Raw genomic sequence first — 20379 nt, forward strand, 5'->3', positions numbered from 1 at the left:
AACCGGTGTATCATGCGCTGCAAAAGTGGCAATTGCGATTGCCGTTGCTATATAAATCCAACTATTGTCGTTTAAACTTCGACTTCTCCGAATAATTGATCCACCCGCTTAGTGTAATAGGCCAATTCTTCTTCGGTGCCGCCTTTTTCCCGCAATGTCTCCAGCATTTCCATGTATAGGTTTGCTTTTTCAGCACTTAAAAAGTCAATTTTCCGTTCATCGAAAATGACTTGGACCACTTCGACTCCAGCCTGTTCAAACAATTCGATGGCATAAGCATGGTTTTTATAGTCCGCTGCATAATAAAGACGGGAAATCCCTGCTTGGATAATCGATTTCGAGCATTGCAGACACGGGAAATGGCTGACGTACATATCAGCGCCATTGACGCTTACGCCGTATTTGGCACATTGCAAAAGAGCATTCATCTCCGCATGGATGGTACGGACGCAATGCCCGTCGACCACGTAACAGCCTTTGTCAATACAATGATCGCCGCCGGAAATGGATCCGTTATAGCCGCCTGCCATAATCCGCCGGTCCCGCACAATGGTAGCGCCTACGGCAAGCCGGGTACAGGTGCTTCTGAGTGCCAGTAAATGGCTTTGCGCCATGAAGAATTGATCCCAAGTTATTCGCTTCATCTAATTGCCTCCTGCTATTTCGTCTAAAATAAGTGTAGCAGAGAGGAAATATTCGTCAACCGTCCGTTTGACTCATCTGCCTTTCAGTTTACCGTAATGCTGTCCTTCAATTTTTCAAAGGTTTTATCGCCAATGCCCGTGACATTCTTTAAATCTTCGATTTTCTGGAAATTGCCATTTTCCGTCCGGTAAGCGATGATGGCAGCCGCTTTGGAGGGGCCGATTCCGGATAATGTCATTAACTCTGTTTCTGTAGCGGTATTTAAGTTCACCAATGCTGCTGCAGCCCCGGCAGAAGTAGCAGCGCCTGCCTGAGCCGCCGGTAAAACAACTTCTTCTCCGACTTCCGGTACATAAATCACCATTTCATCTTGAACTTTCATGGCCAGATTAATGGCTTTCGATTCTGCCGTGACCAAAAAACCGCCAGCTGCTTCGATGGCGTCTTTTATTCGGGAATCTGCAGGCAATTCATATACTCCGGGCTTTGCAACTTGGCCTTTTATGTCGACCATCAAATCTGTTGGAACAGGATTTTGGGTGGGGGTTTCCGTCTGCTGAGGGGGTTCAGCTTGGATTAACTCAAGAGATGTTTCCAGATCAGAATCTGGTTCTTGTTGAGGAAATAAAAAATAAACAAGCAATAAGACAATGGCCACGGCTGGAATCAGCAGCCAGCCAAGTTTGCTTCGAAGTTCTGAAAAATTCAGCGGACATTCCTCTTTTCTTCAGAAAGCAATTAGATAAGAAGCTGTCTGAATTGTACATTAACTGAAGTTTTTTGTCTATGCAAGTTTCCAAGGAAACTTGCTTGTCAATCGAAAACGATTCTGAAATAAGAAAGCTGTCCGCAAAATTGCGGACAGCTTTTGGATTGATTTAGTTTTCTTTTTTCTTTGCATGGAAAAAAATCCGTTCGCTTTCTTCATCCGGTGCTTCACCGGTAAAGTCGGCAGTGACTGATTCCACCGAAAATCCAGCCGCTTCAAGCCAAGCCACATAGTCAGCAACTTCAAAAGTGCGTTGCTCATGTGTTTCCTCGAAGCGTTCAAACAACTGGCCTTGCTGAATGAAAAACGTGATGTCGTGGACAATGCTGTGTGCGTGATCTCCAGGCTCGGTGTGCCAAATATAGGCGACATCTTCCCCATCAAAAACAAATGGGCCATCCATATAAACATGGTCCACTTTATAAACAGAATGAATGTCAAAGAAAAAATGCCCGCCTTCATTCAAAGCATCGAACACTTCTTTGAATGTCTGCTGCACTTGTTTTTCCGTCTCCAGATAGTTAAGTGAATCGATCGCAATCGTCACAGCATCAAATCCGGAGAGCCCTTCCAGATTGTCCATGGACAGCTGCAGCACTGGAATGTGCTGGCCTGCTTCCCCGAAGCGTTGGCTGGCAATTGTCAGCATTTCCTCTGATAAATCGCTCGCTGTCACTTCAAATCCCACTTCGCTGAAAAGCTGGGAAAGGGTTCCTGTCCCGCATGCCAAGTCCAGAATTCTTCCGGATTGGATATGGGAAGCAACCCATTCCACCCATTTTTCATACGGAATATCTTCCATCAGTTCATCATAAACTGATGCAAATTTTCCATATCTCATATTTCCATTGTCGGCGCTTCTCTCCAGAGGCGCTCTAAATTATAATAAGAACGCTCATCTTTATGGAATACGTGAGCGACAACGTCTCCTAAATCGACTAAAATCCAGCGTGCTGCATCAAATCCTTCAACGCTTTTCACCGTATTGCCGGCTTTGTTGGATTGGTCGATCAGTTCTCTGGCAATTGCTTGCACTTGGCGATCAGAATTACCGCTGCAAATAATAAAATAGTCAGCAAGCAATGAAATGCCTTCCATATTCAAGACAACGATGTCCTCTGCTTTTTTATCCTCGGCAGCATTGTATGCCATTTGTAATAAAGTTTGTTTATTCATTCTTTCACTTTCCCTTTCTGTTGCACGAAGTATTGGTAACACTTCAGTGAATCCGGATAAACCGGTTGATTTTTTGATACCAGGAACTCAATGGTATGTTTAACGCTGGCTTCCATCATAACATCCAATCCCTGTTCTGGTAATTGTCGCAATTCTTCAACTCCTGAAAATTTGCGGTTCGGTTCGATAAGATCAGCAATATAAATGATTTTTTCCAGATCTGACATGCCTGGCCGGCCGGTCGTATGGTACTTGATGGCGTTCAGTACATCTTCATCTTCAATGCCGAATTCTGTCCGGGCGACGTAAGCTCCTACAGGGGCATGCCATAATTCTGCGTGGTATTCGAGCAGTAACGGATCCATGTTCTCGGAAATGATGATCGATTTCATCCATTCCCGGTCTGAAAACTTCGCGACATCGTGCAAAATAGCAGCGACCCGCGCTTTATCTACCGGCACATTGAATTTTTCTGCCAAGGCGATGGCCGTTTCGACTACCCCTCTCACGTGATTATAGCGATTTTCAGGCAGCCGTTCTTTCACTTTCTCAATCATCATGCTTTGATCCATATAACCGCTCCTTTCGAATAAAAGCTTCCACTTTTTCCGGCACTAAAAAAGAAATGGTTCCACCTTCTGCCACGCGGTCTCTGAGCATTGTCGACGATAGATGCAATTCTGGCGAGTCGATTAACAGTACAGGGTACATGGTATCGTGCAAATAACCTGGACGCCTGATGCCGATGAACCGGATGATTTTCGCTAAGTCGTCGATCCGGTACCAAGTCGGCAGCCCTTCAATGCTGTCCCCGCCAATAATGAAATAGAAATCGGTATCCGGTTCCCGTTGAATCAGCTTTTTCACTGTATCGAACGTATAGGAAACGCCGCCTTGCTTGATCTCAAAATCCTCAACCAAAAACTTATCATGTCCATTGACGGCAAGCCGCGTCATTTCAAGGCGATGAGCTGCAGTTGCGCCGCTGACTTCTTTATGAGGAGCAATGTAATTGGGCATAAAGCGGACTTCATCCAGCCCTGTGGCATGGAGCGCTTCATTGGCCATAATAAGATGGCCGAGATGAGGAGGATTAAATGTCCCGCCTAAAATCCCGACTTTTTTCATCTTTTTACCGGCAACTCAATTCTTTTATTGTTTACTGATGGCTTATATAGAACCACTGTGTGGCCAATCAATTGGACAAGTTCCGCGTAAGTGCCTTCGGCCAGCTGGTTGGCGACATCGTGTTTATTGTCTTCGTTATTTTGCAAAATGCTGATTTTCACTAATTCCCTTGCTTCTAACGCTTCTTCGATCTGGCGCAGCATAGTTCCGCTGACTCCGCCTTTACCGACTTGAAAAATTGGATCTAGATGATGAGCTTCGCTTCGCAAAAAGCGTTTTTGTTTACCTGTTAACATAATTGCCTCCTAATTTATCTGTAATGATTTCAATCATTTTTTCAGTGTCCGGTTTAATGCCGGTCCATTTTTCAAAAGCGATGGCGCCTTGATAGACGAACATTCCGACACCGTTCAATACCGTACAATTTTTTTCTTGTGCCGCTTTCAAAAAGGGAGTTTCCAGCGGATTATAAATAATATCCGCTACAAGGGATCCCGTGCTTAAGTTTTCCAATGAAATTGGAAGAGCCTCATCTTTCGCTAAGCCGACTGAAGTGGTCTGGATGATGATGCTGTAGTCCGCGAGCGTCATTTCTGCATCTTTCAAAGTCAAAGCAGAACTGCCGGACGCTTCCGCCAGTTCCTTTGCCCGACGATACGTTCGGTTGGTGATGGTAACATTTTTGAAATTGGCGCGTTTTAAAGCAAAAGCAATGCCTCTTGCAGCTCCGCCTGCTCCAATGATCAATATATTTTCATTAAGGGTAATGGGCTGTGCAGACAAGGAACGCACAAAACCATCCCCATCAGTATTCCAGCCGATATATTGGCGTCCGTTGAACGTAACCGTATTGACCGCATTCATCACGACGGCGGTTTCATCAAGTTTGTTCAAAAAAGGAATGATGGACTGTTTATGCGGTAACGTAATATTAAAGCCGCTGACCCCTAAAGTCTTCATTGCATTGAAAGCATTTTCCAGTTCAAAAGGCTGGACATGAACCGGTATATATGTGGCGTCAATTCCATGTTCTTCAAACCAAAAATCATGCATGAACGGCGACAGGGAATGCGCAATCGGGTCGCCGATGACCGCGTACCATTTCTTCATCAAAATCCCCCTAGATCAGTGATGGTCTTAAAAACACTTCTACTCCTCTAGGAGCATAAGCAGCGATGACTACGTTCGGATGCTGTACAGTAATCCAGCCTAAGCCTGAGTAGACAATATCTGTCTTACCTTCTTTTACCCGAAATTCGCGACGTACTAACTCTGGAAAGTCGTCTTTGTACTCCGCTGTAGGCGGTGCCAGCATTCCGCCAAGGTGCTGTTCGTACAGTGCATCCGCATTTTCCAATTTGGTCCGATGAATTTGCAGGTCGTTCGCTACATGAACCGTGAACGAAGAGCGGTCTCCCTGGATAAAGTCAAAACGGGCAAGGCCACCGATGAACAGGGACTGTTCTGCGTTCAATTGGAATACCCGCGGCTTCAGCTCTTTTTTCGGCATAATCATTTTCAGCTCCGAAGAGTGCAAATGATGCGCTAATTGATGATGATTAATAATCCCTGGCGTGTCGTAAAGTGATTTTTCATCATCCAACGGTATCTCAATCATATCGAGTGTCGTTCCAGGGAAATGGGAAGTGGTGATGATATCCGACTGGCCGGTCGCTTGTTTAATGATACGGTTGATGAAAGTCGATTTCCCGACATTCGTTGAACCTACCACGTAGACGTCTTCGCCTTTGCGGTAGAGGTCTATCGCCTGCATCGCTTCTAAGACGCCGGTTCCTTTGTGCGCACTTACCGTCAATACATCAACCGGCTTTAGTCCAAGTTTTTTCGCTTCTTGTTTCATCCAGTTGATGAGCTTGGACTGTTTGACCGATTTCGGCAAAAGGTCTGCCTTGTTGGCAATCAATAAAATGTCGTTTTGGCCTACAAATCGGTGAAGCCCTGGAATCCAGCTGCCGTTGAAATCGAAAATATCGACGATTTTCACAATCAGCCCTTTGCGTTCCCCTAGCCCGTTTAAAATTCTTAAAAAATCGTCGTCGGTAAGAGATACCGGCTGTAGTTCGTTGTAATTTTTCAACCGGAAGCAGCGCTGACAAATAATTTCTTCTTTATCTAATGATGATACCGGTGCGTAACCAAGTTCCCCTGGCCGATCTGTTTGAATCTGGGCTCCGCAGCCGATGCATGTTGGCATTTCGTTCAATTTTCTTCCTCCCATGTCAATTGTCCTTTTTCTTTTAACTTCTTCATGATACGGCGTTCCATTAATCGGTTAAAGCGAGTGAAAAACCCGTCTGATTGGGCGACAGGCAAAACCAGGATCGTGTGCAATTTGTTCAAATTTCCGCCGAAAATATCAGTCATCATTTGATCGCCGATCACTACAACTTGGTCACGCTTAACATTCATCAGCTTTAGCGCTTTGCGGAATGCCCGGCCCATCGGTTTGCGCGCTTGGAAAATAAAAGGGATACCGAGCGGATCTGCAAATGATTTAACCCGCAATTCGTTATTATTCGATACGATAATCACTTGGATTCCCGCAACTTTCATGGATCTCAGCCAATCAATCAATTTCGGGGTCGCATCTGGACGGTCCCATTCAACCAATGTATTGTCTAAATCTGTAATAATTCCCCGGATTCCTTTTTCAATCAGCGTTTCAGGGGAAATGTCAAAAACACTCTTTACGTACTGACTCGGTATAAAATATCGATACATCACAAACCACTCCCGTTTTCCGAACTTAATTCTATTGATTATACCATACGTGCTAGGGCTTCTCCCACCTTGATCTGTTCTCCGCCTTTCACATTTTCACAAAAATCGATGCGGTTTTCTTCAAAGAACAGGACCACGGTAGAGCCAAAACTGAAATAAGCCACTTCATCGCCTTTTTCCCATGCTTTCTGATTGTTAGTCAGCTCAATGGAATTGATGAACATCGCGCCAACCTTCACAACAAGCATATTGCCAAAAGCCGTTTCAAGTTCCGTAATCATACGGTAATTGCCGCTGATCGGAGATTTGCCATACAGAAGCCCTGGTCCGTTGACGGGATAAGATTTTTTTCCCAGCACATATTGTTTGAGGATATTCCCGGATGCGGGGCTATGAATTCGGTGATAATCCGCTGGTGAAAGGTAAAGCACAATATATTTGCCATTTTGATACGCCTCAGCGAGCCCACGATGGCCCAGCAGATCAGTCAACGAATATTGCTGATTTTTCACGAGAAAGCGAATTCCTTCATGCATATCCCCTGAAATCTCTATTTTGCCATCTACTGGGGAAACCACTGGTACGCCGGCGGTCGGCCTGCTTTCCGCTTTCAGCTTTCGGATAAAGAAATCATGCAGCGTCGGAAAAGAATTCAATTGATTTTCAATATCGGCCGTTGGTATTTTGTAAGTTTTGATATAATTTGGAATCACCCATCTGCTTGCAGCAGATTGGGCGAAAGAACGTATCAAGCCTGATGTAATCGGCCCGTTTGTTAGTTCAATCGATCTCTGATAAAGCTTTTTTTTCACACAGACACCTCCATTGCTTAAAATAGTCTACCATTTTTTGTTCTTTCACAGTATAATGAAGTGAAGAAGTTTACAAAAAAAAGGAGTGTCTTCCATTGCTGATATTGGAACGAATGGATCACACAATTAAAAAATTAAGATCACAGGCAGCAAACGTGCTGACAATAGGCAATATGGCTTTCGGCGGCGCTTCCTTAATGGCGGCACTCAACGAGTTTTACAGCTATAGTGTGCTATTTATTTTTATTGCCGCATTTTTGGATCGTTTTGATGGCATGGTTGCCAGGAAACTTAACCAGGAATCGGAACTCGGTAAACAATTGGATTCCATGAGCGACATCATATCGTTTGGTATAGCACCGGCCATTTTAATTTATGAGCTTGTGCTGGTTGATTTCGGAGTAACCGGCATGGTGTTCACGGTCATCTATATCGCCAGCGGCGCTTTCCGTCTTGCACGCTTCAATATCTCTGAAACAACCGGTTTCTTTATCGGCTTGCCGATAACAGCAGCCGGAACTGTCGTAACTTTATCTTATTTCGGTATTTCAGTAATTCCGCCTGTTGCTTATATGTTTCTTTTTATTATTTGTTCTTTATTAATGATCAGCACTTTTACTCTTCGAAAAGTATAAAAGCTGGAAGCGTTGGATACAACGCTTCCAGCTTTTTTATTTGGCAGCCAAACGTTCTACAACGTTTAAAACAATTTCTGTAGAATGTTTCGCAGCCACTGGCAAAAATTCGTCGAAGGAAATATTCGATTCTTTGCCGGCAATATCAGATAACGCCCGGATCACCACAAATGGCACATTAAATTGATGGCATACCTGTGCAACTGCAGCAGCTTCCATTTCGGATGCCTTCATGTCCGGAAAGAATCCACGCACTTTCTCCACACGCTCTGCATCGTTCATAAAGGAATCTCCGGTAGCAATCAATCCGACTGCATAGGGATGTTCTCCCAATTCCTCAACTGCTTTAACTGCAATGGATATCAAATTTTCATCTGAACGGAATGCGGCAGGCAATTGCGGCACTTGGCCCATTTCATACCCGAAGACCGTTACGTCAACATCGTGGTGGCGGACTTCGTCTGAAATCACAATAGCGCCGACTTCAAGGTCTTGGTCGAATCCTCCGGCAGATCCGGTATTGATCACGATATCCGGTTTAAATTGCTGAAGAAGAAGAGTTGTCGACATTGCCGCATTTACTTTGCCGATGCCGCTCTTCAACAGAACGACTTCCTGGCCTTTGTATGTACCTGAAGTAAATTCGCAATTTGCAATTTCTTCATTTTGGGCATTTTCCAAGCTTCCTCTTAATAATTCCACTTCTTCTTCCATTGCACCAATTACACCAATTTTCATTTTTCCAACTTCCTCTCGCCAATGAATTTTATTCAAAAAAAAGACGCCTTATTAATAGGCGCCTTCCAGTGTTTTCAATACATCCATTTTCACGGGTTTCCAGCCTTTGCCGTCAATCCATTCTAAATGGACACGGTATTTTTGAGATTGATCTTTAGACTGGACAACACCAATCGACTTTTGAGGGCCACCGCCATTTTTTATCATCATAACATACATATTGTCTTCAGCTAAACCTGTCGCATATGTAATAGCTTTGATTTTTTCATTCCAGTCAACTGAATCTTTTTCATAAATTGACACATGATCGCCGGTTTGAGTTGTACCGATTGGCTCCCAGCTCGTATTGATGACCGATTCTGCCACGATGGGATCATTTGACGCTTCGCGTGTAATCTTGCCGCCGACTGTTACTTTGCCTTCTTTTGTTTTTTCAGCTTCTGATGTTTTTTCATCTTCATTTTCAGCTGCTTCATCTGTTTCTTCTTCTTGAGCTTCAGAATCCTGTCCTGCATCTTCCGTGGCGTCTGCTTTTTCTGTATTGCTTTCTTCTCCACTCGTTTGCTGTTCAGTGTCTGTGGTGATTTGCACAGATTCCGGCTCTTGGGCGTTTTGTTCGCCATTATCCAGGAAGATAAAAGCCCCGGTTATTAGAATTAATGTAAATACCAACCCAATCATCATATTAAGAATGGAATTCGACCGGTTCTTTTTATTCAAACGAGAAGGATAAGGTTTTTTTTCATCATTCATATTCTTGCCCCCTCTTCAAATTATTTTAGCATAATGCTATGTTACAAATTTGACGTTTTAACAAAAGAAATGTTTCATTTCGGCCTTTTTTAAAAAAACAGCCATTCTCACAAAGAATGGCTGTCCAAATCAGGTAATTGAAACGATCTTAATTTCCATTTCGCCACCTGGAGTCAGAACTTTAACGTTTTCGCCAATTGTACGTCCAATCATGCTTTTGGCAATAGGCGAATCATTGGAAATGCGGCCTTCAAGAGGATCCGCTTCTGCTGATCCGACAATTGTATATGATTCTTCTTCGCCGTCCGGGACTTCTACAAAAGTTACAGTTGTCCCTAAACGGACGATATCTTTATCTAATTCATTTTCATTTATGATAACTGCATTTCGGATCATCGATTCCAAAGTAGAAATACGGCCTTCGACAAATGCTTGATCTTCTTTAGCCGAATCATACTCAGAGTTCTCGGATAAATCCCCAAAACTGCGAGCTATTTTAATCCGCTCAACGACTTCTTTCCGTTTTACAGTTTTTAAGAAATCCAGTTCTTCCTCCAACTTCTGCTTTCCTGCAGCTGTCATTGGAAATTGTTTTTCGTTCGCCATTATTCCCCACTCCTTAAACTGCTGACTTTGGATGATTTTTGGAAACCTCCGTCAGTCTGGTCTCATCATATTATAAACTGTCAATCTATTCAAGAATTGTTTTAATTTTTGTAACCATTAAATCGATTGCTACTTCATTTTGCCCGCCTTCTGGAATGATCACATCGGCATATCGTTTGGTCGGCTCTATAAACTGGTTATGCATAGGGCGCACAACTTTCAAATATTGCTCAATGACGGAATCAATGGTCCGTCCACGCTCATTAATATCCCGCAGCAAACGGCGGATGATGCGCAAATCTGCATCCGTGTCCACAAATAATTTGATATCCATCAAATCACGGAGGCGCTGGTCATCAAGAACCAGGATTCCTTCTAGGATGATGACGTCTTTCGGTTCAATCAGCACCTTTTCATCTGAACGCGTATGTAACGCATAATTATAAACCGGTTTTTCGATTGGCTGCCGCTGCAGCAGCTTATTGATATGTTCAATCAGTAAATCTGTATCAAACGCCAGCGGATGGTCATAGTTGGTTTTCAAACGTTCTTCAAACGCTAAATGACTTTGGTCTTTATAGTAATAATCCTGTTCGATCACTACTACTGAGTGATCCTTGAATACTTCATAAATGGAATTCGTAACGCTCGTTTTACCTGAGCCCGAACCACCTGCGATTCCGATTACGACCGGACGGTTTTTAGACATTCTTTCAAGCTCCTTGCAAACTTCATTATTTTTCCTGCGTCTTTTTTCTGCAAATCATGATTCCATCTCCGGCAGACAGCAGCGTCGTTTCATAAGATGGATGATTTAACATTCGTTCTTTAAATTTTCTTAAGTTCCGGATCATCGTCCGTTTTCTTCTCGGAACATCCTGTATTTCCTGTTCTGCCAAACCATGCATATGCATATTGTCACAATAAACGGTTCCCCGTTCAGACAAAAGAGGTTCGTATTTTTCAAAAAACCGCTCGTACTGGCCTTTAGCGGCATCTATAAAAATAGCGTCATATGCCGGTTCCAGAATATCCAGATCCAGCTCAAGCGCATCTCCGTGAAAAATCCGTATTCGTTTTTCCAGACCGGATTGTCCGATGAATTCCACGGCTTTACTATACCGGCCATCATCGCGTTCGATGGTATCAATCTGGCAATCCGGCAATTCAGAAGCCATCTTGATAGCGGAAAATCCAATTGCTGCACCAATTTCCAGAATCGATTTTGGCTGCTGGCTCTGTAAAAGTTCAACAAGCTCGCTAATGCCTTTCTCTTCCATAATCGGAACGTGATGCTCTTCCGCGTAGCTTTTTATTGCCGCTAATGTCTTCGGCAGTCGATCTTGATCTTCCATTTCCAAAAGCTCCTTTTTACCTGCCGCAAAAATTACTTCCTATACTAACATAAAACAAGAAGGAAAGCGAGACCGCTTCCTTCTTGTTTTATTCACCGTGCTTTTGCGGTTCTTCATCACTGCGTCATAGCAGCGGGAGTTTCACTTTATCCCGCTTTAACGGGTCAGTAAGGTTTCCGCTTCTTCGAACGGAAAACCACTGTCCGTAAAAGCCCGATTGAGGCCGATAGGATGTCGGTCACATAGGCGTTGCCGCAGGACGCGGCGTTCTTAGCCTATGTTCTGCTGTTCACCAGCGGGGATGATACTCCCGCTGGTTACAGTTTCACTTTATTGGCCGATATATTTATCGCGGTTCGCCAAATGCTCTTCATACGTTATGGCAAAATGATTTTTCCCAGTGGAATCTGCCAGGAAATACATATATTTCGTATCCGCTGGATCTAGTACTGCCTGGATAGATGACGCTCCAGCAGAAGCAATCGGGCCAGGAGGCAATCCTTTGTTGGTATAGGTACTGTAAGGATGCTCGAATTGATAGTCTTTGTTAAATAAGCGCTTTTTGTGTTCGCCCATCGCATAAATGACCGTAGGGTCTGTCTGCAGCGGCATATCCGCTTCCAGGCGGTTATAAAACACGCTGGCAATCGTCTGCCGGTCAGACTGTGCTGTCGCTTCTTCTTCAAGCAATGAAGCGAAGGTCAGAAGCCAGTGCGGCGTTTTCCCCATCTCTTCAAGTACCGCTTGATATTGTACGACATTTGCCTCTGTCGCCTCAAGCATTTGCTCTATAATTAATTCCAAAGAAGGATCTTCTTCATAAAACGCGTAAGTCGCAGGGAATAAATATCCTTCTAAAGCATAGCGGACATTTTCGCCTTTGATTTCATCCGTCAGCAAAGTAGGATGCTTGACCATCAATTCATCAATGTATTGCGGATCCTGTACTTTTGCCAAAAATTCTTCTGCTGTGAATTTCGTCTTTTTGGCTATGACATTTTCAGCAATCTGGTCGATTGTCAAGCCTTCTGGCACTGTAATATTGAAAAGCGGTTCGCGGTAAACTTTCCCGGTTTTCAGGCTTTCGGTAATTTCATCAAGCGTCATTGAAGGCAACAGCCCATATGTCCCGGCTTGGAAATCAGCTTGATTTTTAAATTTCACATAATACTTGTAGATGCGTGCATCGGCGATCAATCCGTTTTCTTCCAGCAATGCGGAGATGCTGTCCAGATTTGAGCCGATCGGCACTTCAATGTTCACCACTTTTTCCGAATCCGGATCTACCGGTTTCAGTGCATTCGTCACATAGTTATAGGCTTGAAACCCTGCAATGCCCACTACGATCAATAGGACCAATGTGATGATGAACACAATTCGACGGACAATTTTCACTTCTTTTTTCTTTTCACTCATCCGTTCGAACATGATATCTTTCTTCGACTGCTTGTCCACGGGTTCCCCCCCTTAGCTTTTTGCTTTATCCCGTTTCAATGGCCAGTAAGCCTTTCGGATGGAAATAGCTACTGGTCATAAAAACCCGATTGGTTGATTTAACTCCCGCTGGAGGTAAATAAGCCTCATTGGATGAAGTTTCACATTATCAGTATACCTAATTCCTGACAAAAGAAAAAGGCGGAATCTGCTTTCAATTCCGCCCTTACTCCATTAAATTAAAGCTCTTCGTTCTCTTCTTCTTCCTCAAGGAACGTGTTCAGCATTTCTTCGATCATGTCCCACTCGGCATCAGTTTCAACAGGGCGTAATTCGCCGCCGGCAATTTTGCCGTCTGTGTCTTCATTTTCAGTGAATGAAGAAGCTTGGATTTCAATTTCGCCATCCTCATCTTCTTCAGCGCCTACCGGGTAATACAATACGTACGATTTCCCGAATTCTTCTGATTCAAATGTGAATAGTACTTCAAAAAGCTGCTCGTTGCCGTTTTCATCAACGACTGTAATGTGTTCTTGTCCGTGTTCCATTTGCGTCACCTCATTATTTTTTAAAATCAAGATAGCCTTGCAAAATCATGACCGCTGCCATCTTGTCGATCACTTTTTTGCGGTTTTTCCGGCTGACGTCAGCTGAAATCAGCATCTTTTCCGCTGCCATTGTCGTCAGACGTTCATCCCAAAGGACCACCGGTATATCATACGCTTCTTCAAGCAATGCTGCAAACTTTTCCGACGCTTCGGCTCGCGGACCAATTGAATTGTTCATGTTTTTCGGATAACCGACCACGACTTGGGTGACTTCGTATGACTTGATTAATTCGCCTAAGCGCGCTAATCCAAAATCTCCCGCAGACTCGTTGATTTTCACCGTCTCGATGCCTTGGGCTGTCCAGCCAAGCGCATCACTGATGGCAACTCCGATTGTTTTTGAACCGACATCCAGTCCCATTGTTCTCATGCTTATTCCTCATTATTCTTTTTGATATAGAACTTTACAAGCTCTTCCAGAATTTCATCCCGTTCGAGTTTGCGGATCATATTGCGTGCATCCTGATGGCGAGGAATATAAGCCGGATCACCTGATAATAAATATCCGACAATCTGATTGATCGGGTTATAGCCTTTTTCCTCGAGTGCAGCATGGACTTGAAGCATCACTTGCTTCACTTCCTGCTCCATCGATTCATCAGACGGATTGAATTTCATAGTTTGATCAAATGAACTCACGACAAGCACCTCGCTTTCGGATCTAGATAGGAGAAAACCGCTCTCGCTGTCTGAATTATATTATAAACGATTTTGGGTATTTATTAAACCTATTTGAGCAAGTTGTAGACAGATTCCAAGGCTTCGTCCAGTTTTTCCGGGTTTTTCGCGCCTGCCATCGCCATATCCGGACGGCCGCCGCCCTTGCCTCCGCACTGTTCTGCTACGTGTTTGACGATTTGTCCAGCATGATAGTTCCCGCCTGCCAAATCTTTTGTGACACCAGCAATCAGCATCACTTTTTCTCCATCTGTCGCACCAAGAACGATAACTGCCTTTTCAAATTTCTGCTTCAAGTCATCCATGATTTGGCGCAGCTGGTTATTGTCTTTCGCTTCCACTTTCGTAGAAAGCACTGTAATATCGCCGACTTGGCGTGCGGAACTTAATAATTCAGAAGACTGGGCATTCGAAATTTTCGCCATCAGTGATTCGTTTTCACGCTGCAGCCCTTTCATTTCCTGTTGGAACGTCTGGACTTTCTGGACAAGGTCTTTAGGAGAAGATTTCAACAGGCTAGCTGCTTCTTCAAGCGTCCGCTCGCTGTCTTTGAAGTTCTCATAAGCCCCTTTGCCAGTGACCGCTTCGATGCGGCGGATGCCGGCACCAATGCCGCTTTCCGACACAATCTTGAAGACGCCGATTTCCGACGTATTGACGACATGGACACCGCCGCAAAGTTCAAGTGAATAACGGCCAATTTCAACCACGCGCACAACGTCGCCGTATTTTTCACCGAATAATGCCATCGCTCCCATGTCTTTCGCTTCCTGCAGGTTATGGTAGCCGGTCTTCACATCGATGCCGTTCCAAATTTTTTCGTTGACGATTTGTTCGATCTGCTCCAGCTCTTCTTTTGTTACTTGCCCAAAATGGGAGAAGTCAAAACGCAGGCGGTCTGGCCCGACGTACGATCCCGCTTGGTTAACATGGGTTCCGAGAACGTCTTTAAGCGCTTGGTGCAAAAGGTGCGTCGCTGTATGGTTTTTCACCGTATGACGGCGCTCGCTTGCATCCACTTCCGCGTAAACAGCCGATTTCGTCAATTCACCGGAATCGACACGCACCGAATGCAAGTTTTGGCCGTTCGGCGCTTTTTTAACATCAAGGACCGATGCCTGTACCAAATCGTTGCTCAACGTCCCGCGGTCCGCAATCTGGCCGCCGCTTTCCGCATAGAATGGTGTCTGATCCAAAATCACTTGCACTTCTTCGCCTTCTTGGGCGCTGTCTACCAATTCACCGTCTTTGATGATTGCCAACACATGCGCTTCAGCTGCCGTTAAGCTGTAACCGATAAATTCGCTTGGTTCTGTAATGCTGCCGAGCACCTCTGATTGTGTCTGCATTGAGTTGACGTTTTGACGCGCTTTACGGGCACGGTCGCGCTGGGCTTCCATTGCCGCTTCAAAGCCTGCATGATCGATTGCCATGCCGCTTTCTTCCGCGTATTCCTCCGTCAACTCCACCGGGAAACCATACGTATCGTAAAGACGGAAAGCGTCTTCTCCTGGAATTTCCATGTGGCCTGCCGCTTTTTGCTGTTCAACGACTGCCGACAAAATCGCCAGTCCATCGTGAAGCGTTTCGTGGAAGCGTTCTTCTTCCAATTTCATGACGCGGGTAATAAAATCCTGCTTCTCGGTGACTTCTGGATAGAAGTCTTTCATGATATCGCCAACAACCGGCACCAGCTCATACATGAACGGTTTTTCGATGCCCAGTTTTTTTGCAAAACGGACAGCGCGGCGCAATAATCTTCTCAATACATAACCACGGCCTTCATTCGACGGCAATGCTCCGTCACCAATTGCAAAAGCGACGGTGCGTACATGGTCTGCAATGACTTTGAACGCCATATCGGCTTCTTTGTCTTCACCGTATTTCTTGCCGGAAATCTCTTCGGTTTTTTGGATGATCGGCATGAACAAATCAGTATCGAAGTTTGTCGGAACGTCCTGCACTACCGAAGCCATGCGCTCCAGTCCCATTCCGGTATCGATGTTCTGCTTCGGCAGCGGTGTGTAAGTGTTGTCCGAATTGTGGTTAAACTGGGAGAACACCAAGTTCCAGACTTCCAAGTAACGGTCATTCTCGCCGCCCGGATACAGTTCAGGATCGTTCAGGTCATTGCCGTAGGATTCTCCGCGGTCATAGAAAATTTCGGAGTTCGGGCCGCTCGGGCCTTCGCCGATATCCCAGAAGTTCCCTTCGAGGCGGATGATGCGTTCAGCCGGTACGCCGACTTCATTGAGCCAGATCTCGTATGCTTCTTCATCTTCCGGGTGGATCGTCACCGATAATTTTTCCGGTTCAAAGCCCATCCAGCGGTCATCGGTCAAGAATTCCCATGCCCAGTGAATCGCTTCTTTTTTAAAGTAATCACCGATTGAGAAGTTCCCTAGCATTTCAAAGAAAGTATGGTGGCGGGCCGTTTTCCCGACGTTCTCGATATCATTCGTCCGGATAGATTTTTGGGCGTTGACGATTCTCGGATTCTCCGGAATCACACGTCCATCAAAATATTTTTTCAGTGTTGCCACGCCGCTGTTGATCCATAGCAACGAAGGGTCCTCAAAAGGCACAAGCGGTGCGCTCGGCTCCTGGTCATGGCCTTTTTCTTTAAAGAATTCGAGATATAATCTTCTGATGTCTGCAGCTTTCATCGTCTTCATGGTTTTCATCTGTATTCCTCCTCAAACATAATAAAAAGCCCTCATCTCTTGCGCTTGCGCAAGGGACGAAGGCTTTATTTCGCGGTACCACCCTAATTACACAGGCAACATTCGCCCATGTCTCTCATTACGCCTTAACGCGGCTTTACGGCAGGGATTAGCTGCACTCCGGAGTAGCTTTCTAAAACTGCATATCGAAGGTTCTTTCAGCCGGGGAACCTTTTTCTAAGCGGATGCGAATTTTATACTGTCTCCATCTAGGTGTTGTTTATTAGTATAGTTAGAATTATATAGAAAAAAGCTTGGCCGTGTCAATAGAGACGATTGTTGGGTCGTATTCCATAAAGCCTTGCAGCCTTTTTGAAAATACGACCAGTTGCGCCTGAAATACGACCAGTAATGAGAAAAATACGACCAGCAACGGCATAAATACGATCCATTGGAGAGAAAATACGATTCTACCTGAAAAAAGCGCCCGCGATGGGCGCTTTTTCATGCTTCAAGAAAATCCTGCGGCTTGATGCCTTCCATGCCGATCAGTGGATGGATCGTGTTGGCGTTTTCTGCAGTCAAACTCACCGGGCCGGCCGGTTCTTTAACTTTTTCCGCCGGCTCTTTGGTTTCGGCGGCGATTGATTCCGCTTCTGTGGCAGCCGTTTCTTCTTCAGGCAATTGCAGGCGTTCTCTCAAGGTCGTCATGCGCTGGACATCGTCAGTCCGCTCAACGCCGTAGCGGAACACTTGCGGGTCGCCGCATAGAATCAGAAAATCCTTGCTTCGCGTGATTCCCGTATACAATAAATTGCGGCGCAGCATTTTCATATAGCTGCGGACAACCGGCATGATCACCGTCGGAAATTCCGAACCCTGTGATTTATGAATCGAGCAGCAATATGCGAGCGTCAGCTGGTTCAAATCGCTGCGCTGGTATTCCACTTCAATGCCGTCGAAAGAAGCCACGAGCATATCCTGCTTCTCGACCGTTTCTTTCGCTTTCATGATGGCGACGACTTCTCCCATATCGCCATTAAAAACATTGCTTTCCGGCTGGTTGACAAGCTGCAGCACTTTGTCGCCGATGCGGTAGGTAATGTCGCCGAAGACGAGCTCTTTCCGCTTGCCGTCTTTATTCGGGTTGACCATTTCCTGGATCATGCGGTTGAGTGCATCAATGCCGGCCGGGCCTTTATACATCGGCGCCAGCACTTGGATGTCTTTGATGGAATGCCCTTTTGCAAGGGCACTCTTCACCACTTTCTCGACTACTTCCGAAACTTGATCGGGTCCCGCTTTAATGAACGAACGGTCCGCTGTTTTCGCGGTGATATCATCCGGCAGCTGGCCGACTTTCATTTGGTGGGCCAGTTCGATGATCGAAGATCCGGATGACTGCCGGTAAATATCGGTCAACTCGACTGTCGGAATGCGTTTTGATTCCAATAAATCGCGCAGCACTTGGCCTGGTCCGACTGGCGGCAATTGATCCTGGTCCCCGACAAAAATGATCTGGGCATCTTCAGGCACGGCTTTCAGCAATTGATGCGCCAGCCAAGTATCGACCATCGACATTTCATCGATGATGATCAAGCGGCCTTCGATATCCCGTTCGGTTTCTTCTTCTTTTTCCTGTCCGTTAAAGCCCAGCAAACGATGGATCGTCATCGCTGGAAGGTCCGTCGATTCACTGAGACGTTTGGCTGCCCGCCCTGTAGGCGCCGCCAGAATGATCGGGAACGGCTCTTTTTTCTTGGCATATTCTTTTGGATCGAGCGACAAGCCATGGAGCTCGGCATACACTTCGACTAAGCCGCGGACAACCGTTGTTTTCCCGGTTCCTGGCCCTCCGGTCAAGATCATGACCGACGAATTGATGCTGTTTTCGATGGCTTCCACTTGCGTTTCGGCATAATTCACCTCGAGCCGTTCTTCCGCTTCACCGAGTGCACGCCTTACTTCCGATGCCGGAAAGCGGTCGCGTTTCGCTTGGGAAGCCAGCATCGTTTCCAGTTTCGTTGCGATGCCCAGTTCTGAATAATAAAGCGACGGCAAATAAAGCCGGGTTTTTTCCCCTGCCACTTTGCCTTCTTCATTCAACTCAATCATCGCTTTTGAAATCAATTCAATCGGTATTTCATCTCGCGGGTTTATTTCAAGCATTTCTTTAACGAGTGGAATCAATGTTTTAGCATCGACATAGACATGGCCTTCCGACAGCGACGCCTGGTTCAATAAATGCAGGATCGAAGCTTTAATACGGTCCGGGTGGCTGCCGGTAATGCCGAGTTTTGCGCCCAGTTCATCGGCGCGCTGGAACCCGATCCCTTCGATTTCTTCAATCAGCCGATAAGGGTTCTTGGTCAGGATATCGATGGTTTCTTCGCGGTACGCCTGGTATATGCGCATGCCGACTTGCGGACCGAATCCCCAGTCGTTCAACTGGATCATGACCCGCTCCAACCCCAGGTTCATCTGAAGCGTCGAACGGATTGTATCTTTTTTGTCATCTGACAGACGCGGTACGACATCAAGCGCTTCCGGGTCTTCCAAAATCTTTTTGATGGCGTCTTTGCCTAGTTTTTTGACGATTGTCTCTGCCGTTTTGCGGCCGATGCCATTAAACATGTCACTCGACAAATAATGGATGATGCCTTGTTCGGTTTCCGGAACTTCTTTCGTGAAAGTTTTGACTTGGAACTGGACACCATATTTCGGATGATTTTTCACAGCCCCCGTAAAACGGTATTGTTCCTCAAGCGACAGTTTCGGGAAATAGCCAGAAACGATGATTTCCTTTTCTGGATAAGAGGTATTGGTTTCCTGGATTTTCACTTTGGCGATGGAAAATAGATTTTGGGGATTGTGAAAAATCGAGACGACTGGCCGACCCAACACGAATTGTGCTTCTTCATGGAATAAATCAATTTGTCCGGTCATATTTGCCGTCTCCTTTCACAGTTTTATTGTAGTTTTGAAGCAATCATATCATAAGCGTAACGCGCCATTTCATTGCGTTCATCGAGTGTATAAGCTTGTTTCAAGTGATGCATGGCATCTTGGACACGGTCTGTGGATACCGCGTAAAGAACACCCAGGTTATAATGCGCATCCGCATGCTCCGAATCCTGCGCAAGCACTTCCAGAAATTGCGGTTCCGCCAGCTCGAACAATTCCATCGAAGCAAGCGTTATGCCGTAGCTCAAACGCGCCTGGGCATCATTCGGATCCAATTCGACCGCACGCTGAAGATACGGAAGCGCCAGTTTCGGCTGCTCCAGTTTCTCGAAGCATTTGCCGATCATAAAATGCGCGTCCGCTCCTTCAAGTCCGTATTTCACCGCTTTCTCATACAGTTTCAATGCTTCTGCATAGCGCTCCACATTGAAATACAGATTTGCCAAGCCGTAATAAGCGGTAGCAGAAGTTTCGTCCAGCACAATCGCTTTTTGGAAAAAACGCTCCGCCCGCTCCACATCGTCCATTGATGTCAGTACATGGCCGAAATTGATATAGCCAAGCGGATTGTTCGGCTCTTCTTCAATCGCCTGCGTAAACGCTTTGATGGCTTCTTCGGTATTGCCTTCTTGAAGGGCTTGAATGCCGATTTCGTTATAATTCATCATCGTCT

At 45.5% G+C, this 20379-nt stretch carries 25 protein-coding genes and 1 other annotated feature; of the genes, 1 reads left to right on the forward strand and 24 read right to left on the reverse strand.

The window, feature by feature from the left end:
• Positions 1–71 precede the first annotated feature (71 nt).
• The 11 genes from AC3AQ9_RS06030 to AC3AQ9_RS06080 all read right to left on the reverse strand — a co-directional run bounded on the left by AC3AQ9_RS06030 (position 72) and on the right by AC3AQ9_RS06080 (position 7272).
• Positions 72–644, reverse strand: coding sequence for a ComE operon protein 2 (locus AC3AQ9_RS06030; RefSeq protein WP_300992558.1), 573 nt, complete (start codon positions 642–644; stop codon positions 72–74).
• Positions 645–727: 83 nt separating this feature from the next.
• Positions 728–1303, reverse strand: coding sequence for a helix-hairpin-helix domain-containing protein (locus tag AC3AQ9_RS06035; RefSeq protein WP_488306523.1), 576 nt, complete (start codon positions 1301–1303; stop codon positions 728–730).
• A 220-nt stretch (positions 1304–1523) separates the two neighbouring features.
• Positions 1524–2255: a class I SAM-dependent DNA methyltransferase gene (locus AC3AQ9_RS06040; protein ID WP_488306524.1), complete on the reverse strand. Its 732-nt coding sequence runs from the start codon at positions 2253–2255 to the stop codon at positions 1524–1526.
• The gene (gene rsfS, locus AC3AQ9_RS06045) at positions 2252–2590 is read right to left on the reverse strand and encodes a ribosome silencing factor (RefSeq protein ID WP_488306525.1); all 339 of its coding nucleotides are present in this window, start codon (positions 2588–2590) and stop codon (positions 2252–2254) included. The genes AC3AQ9_RS06040 and rsfS overlap by 4 nt, the downstream gene beginning before the upstream one ends.
• Positions 2587–3162, reverse strand: a complete 576-nt coding sequence (gene yqeK, locus AC3AQ9_RS06050; RefSeq protein WP_488306526.1) for a bis(5'-nucleosyl)-tetraphosphatase (symmetrical) YqeK — start codon at positions 3160–3162, stop codon at positions 2587–2589. The genes rsfS and yqeK overlap by 4 nt, the downstream gene beginning before the upstream one ends.
• Positions 3140–3718: a nicotinate-nucleotide adenylyltransferase gene (locus tag AC3AQ9_RS06055; RefSeq protein WP_488306527.1), complete on the reverse strand. Its 579-nt coding sequence runs from the start codon at positions 3716–3718 to the stop codon at positions 3140–3142. The genes yqeK and AC3AQ9_RS06055 overlap by 23 nt, the downstream gene beginning before the upstream one ends.
• The gene (yhbY, locus tag AC3AQ9_RS06060; RefSeq protein WP_488306528.1) at positions 3715–4014 is read right to left on the reverse strand and encodes a ribosome assembly RNA-binding protein YhbY; all 300 of its coding nucleotides are present in this window, start codon (positions 4012–4014) and stop codon (positions 3715–3717) included. The genes AC3AQ9_RS06055 and yhbY overlap by 4 nt, the downstream gene beginning before the upstream one ends.
• Positions 4001–4828, reverse strand: a complete 828-nt coding sequence (gene aroE, locus AC3AQ9_RS06065) for a shikimate dehydrogenase (RefSeq protein WP_488306529.1) — start codon at positions 4826–4828, stop codon at positions 4001–4003. Before aroE ends, yhbY begins: the two co-directional genes overlap by 14 nt.
• Before the next feature lie 10 nt (positions 4829–4838).
• On the reverse strand, positions 4839–5942 hold the full coding sequence (gene yqeH / locus AC3AQ9_RS06070) for a ribosome biogenesis GTPase YqeH (RefSeq protein ID WP_488306530.1): 1104 nt from the start codon (positions 5940–5942) through the stop codon (positions 4839–4841).
• On the reverse strand, positions 5939–6460 hold the full coding sequence (locus tag AC3AQ9_RS06075; protein WP_488306531.1) for a YqeG family HAD IIIA-type phosphatase: 522 nt from the start codon (positions 6458–6460) through the stop codon (positions 5939–5941). The genes yqeH and AC3AQ9_RS06075 overlap by 4 nt, the downstream gene beginning before the upstream one ends.
• 38 nt (positions 6461–6498) lie before the next feature.
• Positions 6499–7272 (reverse strand): phosphatidylserine decarboxylase, encoded by a 774-nt coding sequence (locus AC3AQ9_RS06080; RefSeq protein WP_488306532.1) that lies wholly within the window; start codon positions 7270–7272, stop codon positions 6499–6501.
• A 95-nt stretch (positions 7273–7367) separates the two neighbouring features.
• On the opposite strand from AC3AQ9_RS06080, the gene pssA reads away from it, so the two are divergent.
• Complete coding sequence (pssA, locus tag AC3AQ9_RS06085; protein WP_488306533.1) at positions 7368–7907, forward strand: CDP-diacylglycerol--serine O-phosphatidyltransferase; 540 nt, start codon at positions 7368–7370, stop codon at positions 7905–7907.
• A 36-nt stretch (positions 7908–7943) separates the two neighbouring features.
• Here pssA and mtnN read toward each other — a convergent pair whose 3' ends face one another.
• From mtnN to AC3AQ9_RS06150, 13 genes are all read right to left on the reverse strand, one after another.
• Complete coding sequence (gene mtnN / locus AC3AQ9_RS06090) at positions 7944–8645, reverse strand: 5'-methylthioadenosine/S-adenosylhomocysteine nucleosidase (protein WP_488306534.1); 702 nt, start codon at positions 8643–8645, stop codon at positions 7944–7946.
• A 51-nt stretch (positions 8646–8696) separates the two neighbouring features.
• The gene (locus tag AC3AQ9_RS06095) at positions 8697–9398 is read right to left on the reverse strand and encodes a YrrS family protein (protein WP_488306535.1); all 702 of its coding nucleotides are present in this window, start codon (positions 9396–9398) and stop codon (positions 8697–8699) included.
• 129 nt (positions 9399–9527) lie between these two features.
• Positions 9528–10004, reverse strand: a complete 477-nt coding sequence (gene greA / locus AC3AQ9_RS06100; RefSeq protein ID WP_488306536.1) for a transcription elongation factor GreA — start codon at positions 10002–10004, stop codon at positions 9528–9530.
• An 85-nt stretch (positions 10005–10089) separates the two neighbouring features.
• Entirely contained in the window at positions 10090–10713 is a 624-nt protein-coding gene (udk, locus tag AC3AQ9_RS06105; protein ID WP_488306537.1) for a uridine kinase, read from the reverse strand.
• A gap of 25 nt (positions 10714–10738) precedes the next feature.
• The gene (locus AC3AQ9_RS06110; protein WP_488306538.1) at positions 10739–11359 is read right to left on the reverse strand and encodes an O-methyltransferase; all 621 of its coding nucleotides are present in this window, start codon (positions 11357–11359) and stop codon (positions 10739–10741) included.
• A gap of 330 nt (positions 11360–11689) precedes the next feature.
• Positions 11690–12814, reverse strand: coding sequence for an endolytic transglycosylase MltG (mltG, locus tag AC3AQ9_RS06115; RefSeq protein WP_488306539.1), 1125 nt, complete (start codon positions 12812–12814; stop codon positions 11690–11692).
• 218 nt (positions 12815–13032) lie between these two features.
• The gene (locus tag AC3AQ9_RS06120) at positions 13033–13341 is read right to left on the reverse strand and encodes a DUF1292 domain-containing protein (RefSeq protein WP_488306540.1); all 309 of its coding nucleotides are present in this window, start codon (positions 13339–13341) and stop codon (positions 13033–13035) included.
• A 13-nt stretch (positions 13342–13354) separates the two neighbouring features.
• Positions 13355–13771 carry a Holliday junction resolvase RuvX gene (ruvX, locus tag AC3AQ9_RS06125; protein ID WP_488306541.1) on the reverse strand — a complete coding sequence of 139 codons (417 nt, stop codon included), beginning with the start codon at positions 13769–13771 and terminating at the stop codon, positions 13355–13357.
• Positions 13772–13773: 2 nt separating this feature from the next.
• Positions 13774–14040 (reverse strand): IreB family regulatory phosphoprotein, encoded by a 267-nt coding sequence (locus AC3AQ9_RS06130; protein WP_300992522.1) that lies wholly within the window; start codon positions 14038–14040, stop codon positions 13774–13776.
• A gap of 89 nt (positions 14041–14129) precedes the next feature.
• Positions 14130–16754, reverse strand: coding sequence for an alanine--tRNA ligase (gene alaS / locus AC3AQ9_RS06135; RefSeq protein WP_488306839.1), 2625 nt, complete (start codon positions 16752–16754; stop codon positions 14130–14132).
• 58 nt (positions 16755–16812) lie between these two features.
• Positions 16813–17023: a binding site (T-box leader), on the reverse strand.
• A gap of 17 nt (positions 17024–17040) precedes the next feature.
• Positions 17041–17250, reverse strand: a complete 210-nt coding sequence (locus AC3AQ9_RS06140) for a hypothetical protein (RefSeq protein ID WP_488306542.1) — start codon at positions 17248–17250, stop codon at positions 17041–17043.
• A complete protein-coding gene (gene recD2 / locus AC3AQ9_RS06145) occupies positions 17247–19688 on the reverse strand; it encodes an SF1B family DNA helicase RecD2 (RefSeq protein WP_488306543.1) in 2442 nt (813 codons plus the stop codon). Before recD2 ends, AC3AQ9_RS06140 begins: the two co-directional genes overlap by 4 nt.
• 23 nt (positions 19689–19711) lie before the next feature.
• Complete coding sequence (locus tag AC3AQ9_RS06150) at positions 19712–20371, reverse strand: tetratricopeptide repeat protein (RefSeq protein ID WP_488306544.1); 660 nt, start codon at positions 20369–20371, stop codon at positions 19712–19714.
• Positions 20372–20379 lie beyond the last annotated feature (8 nt).

This window comes from Planococcus sp. VCh962 (assembly GCF_057748275.1).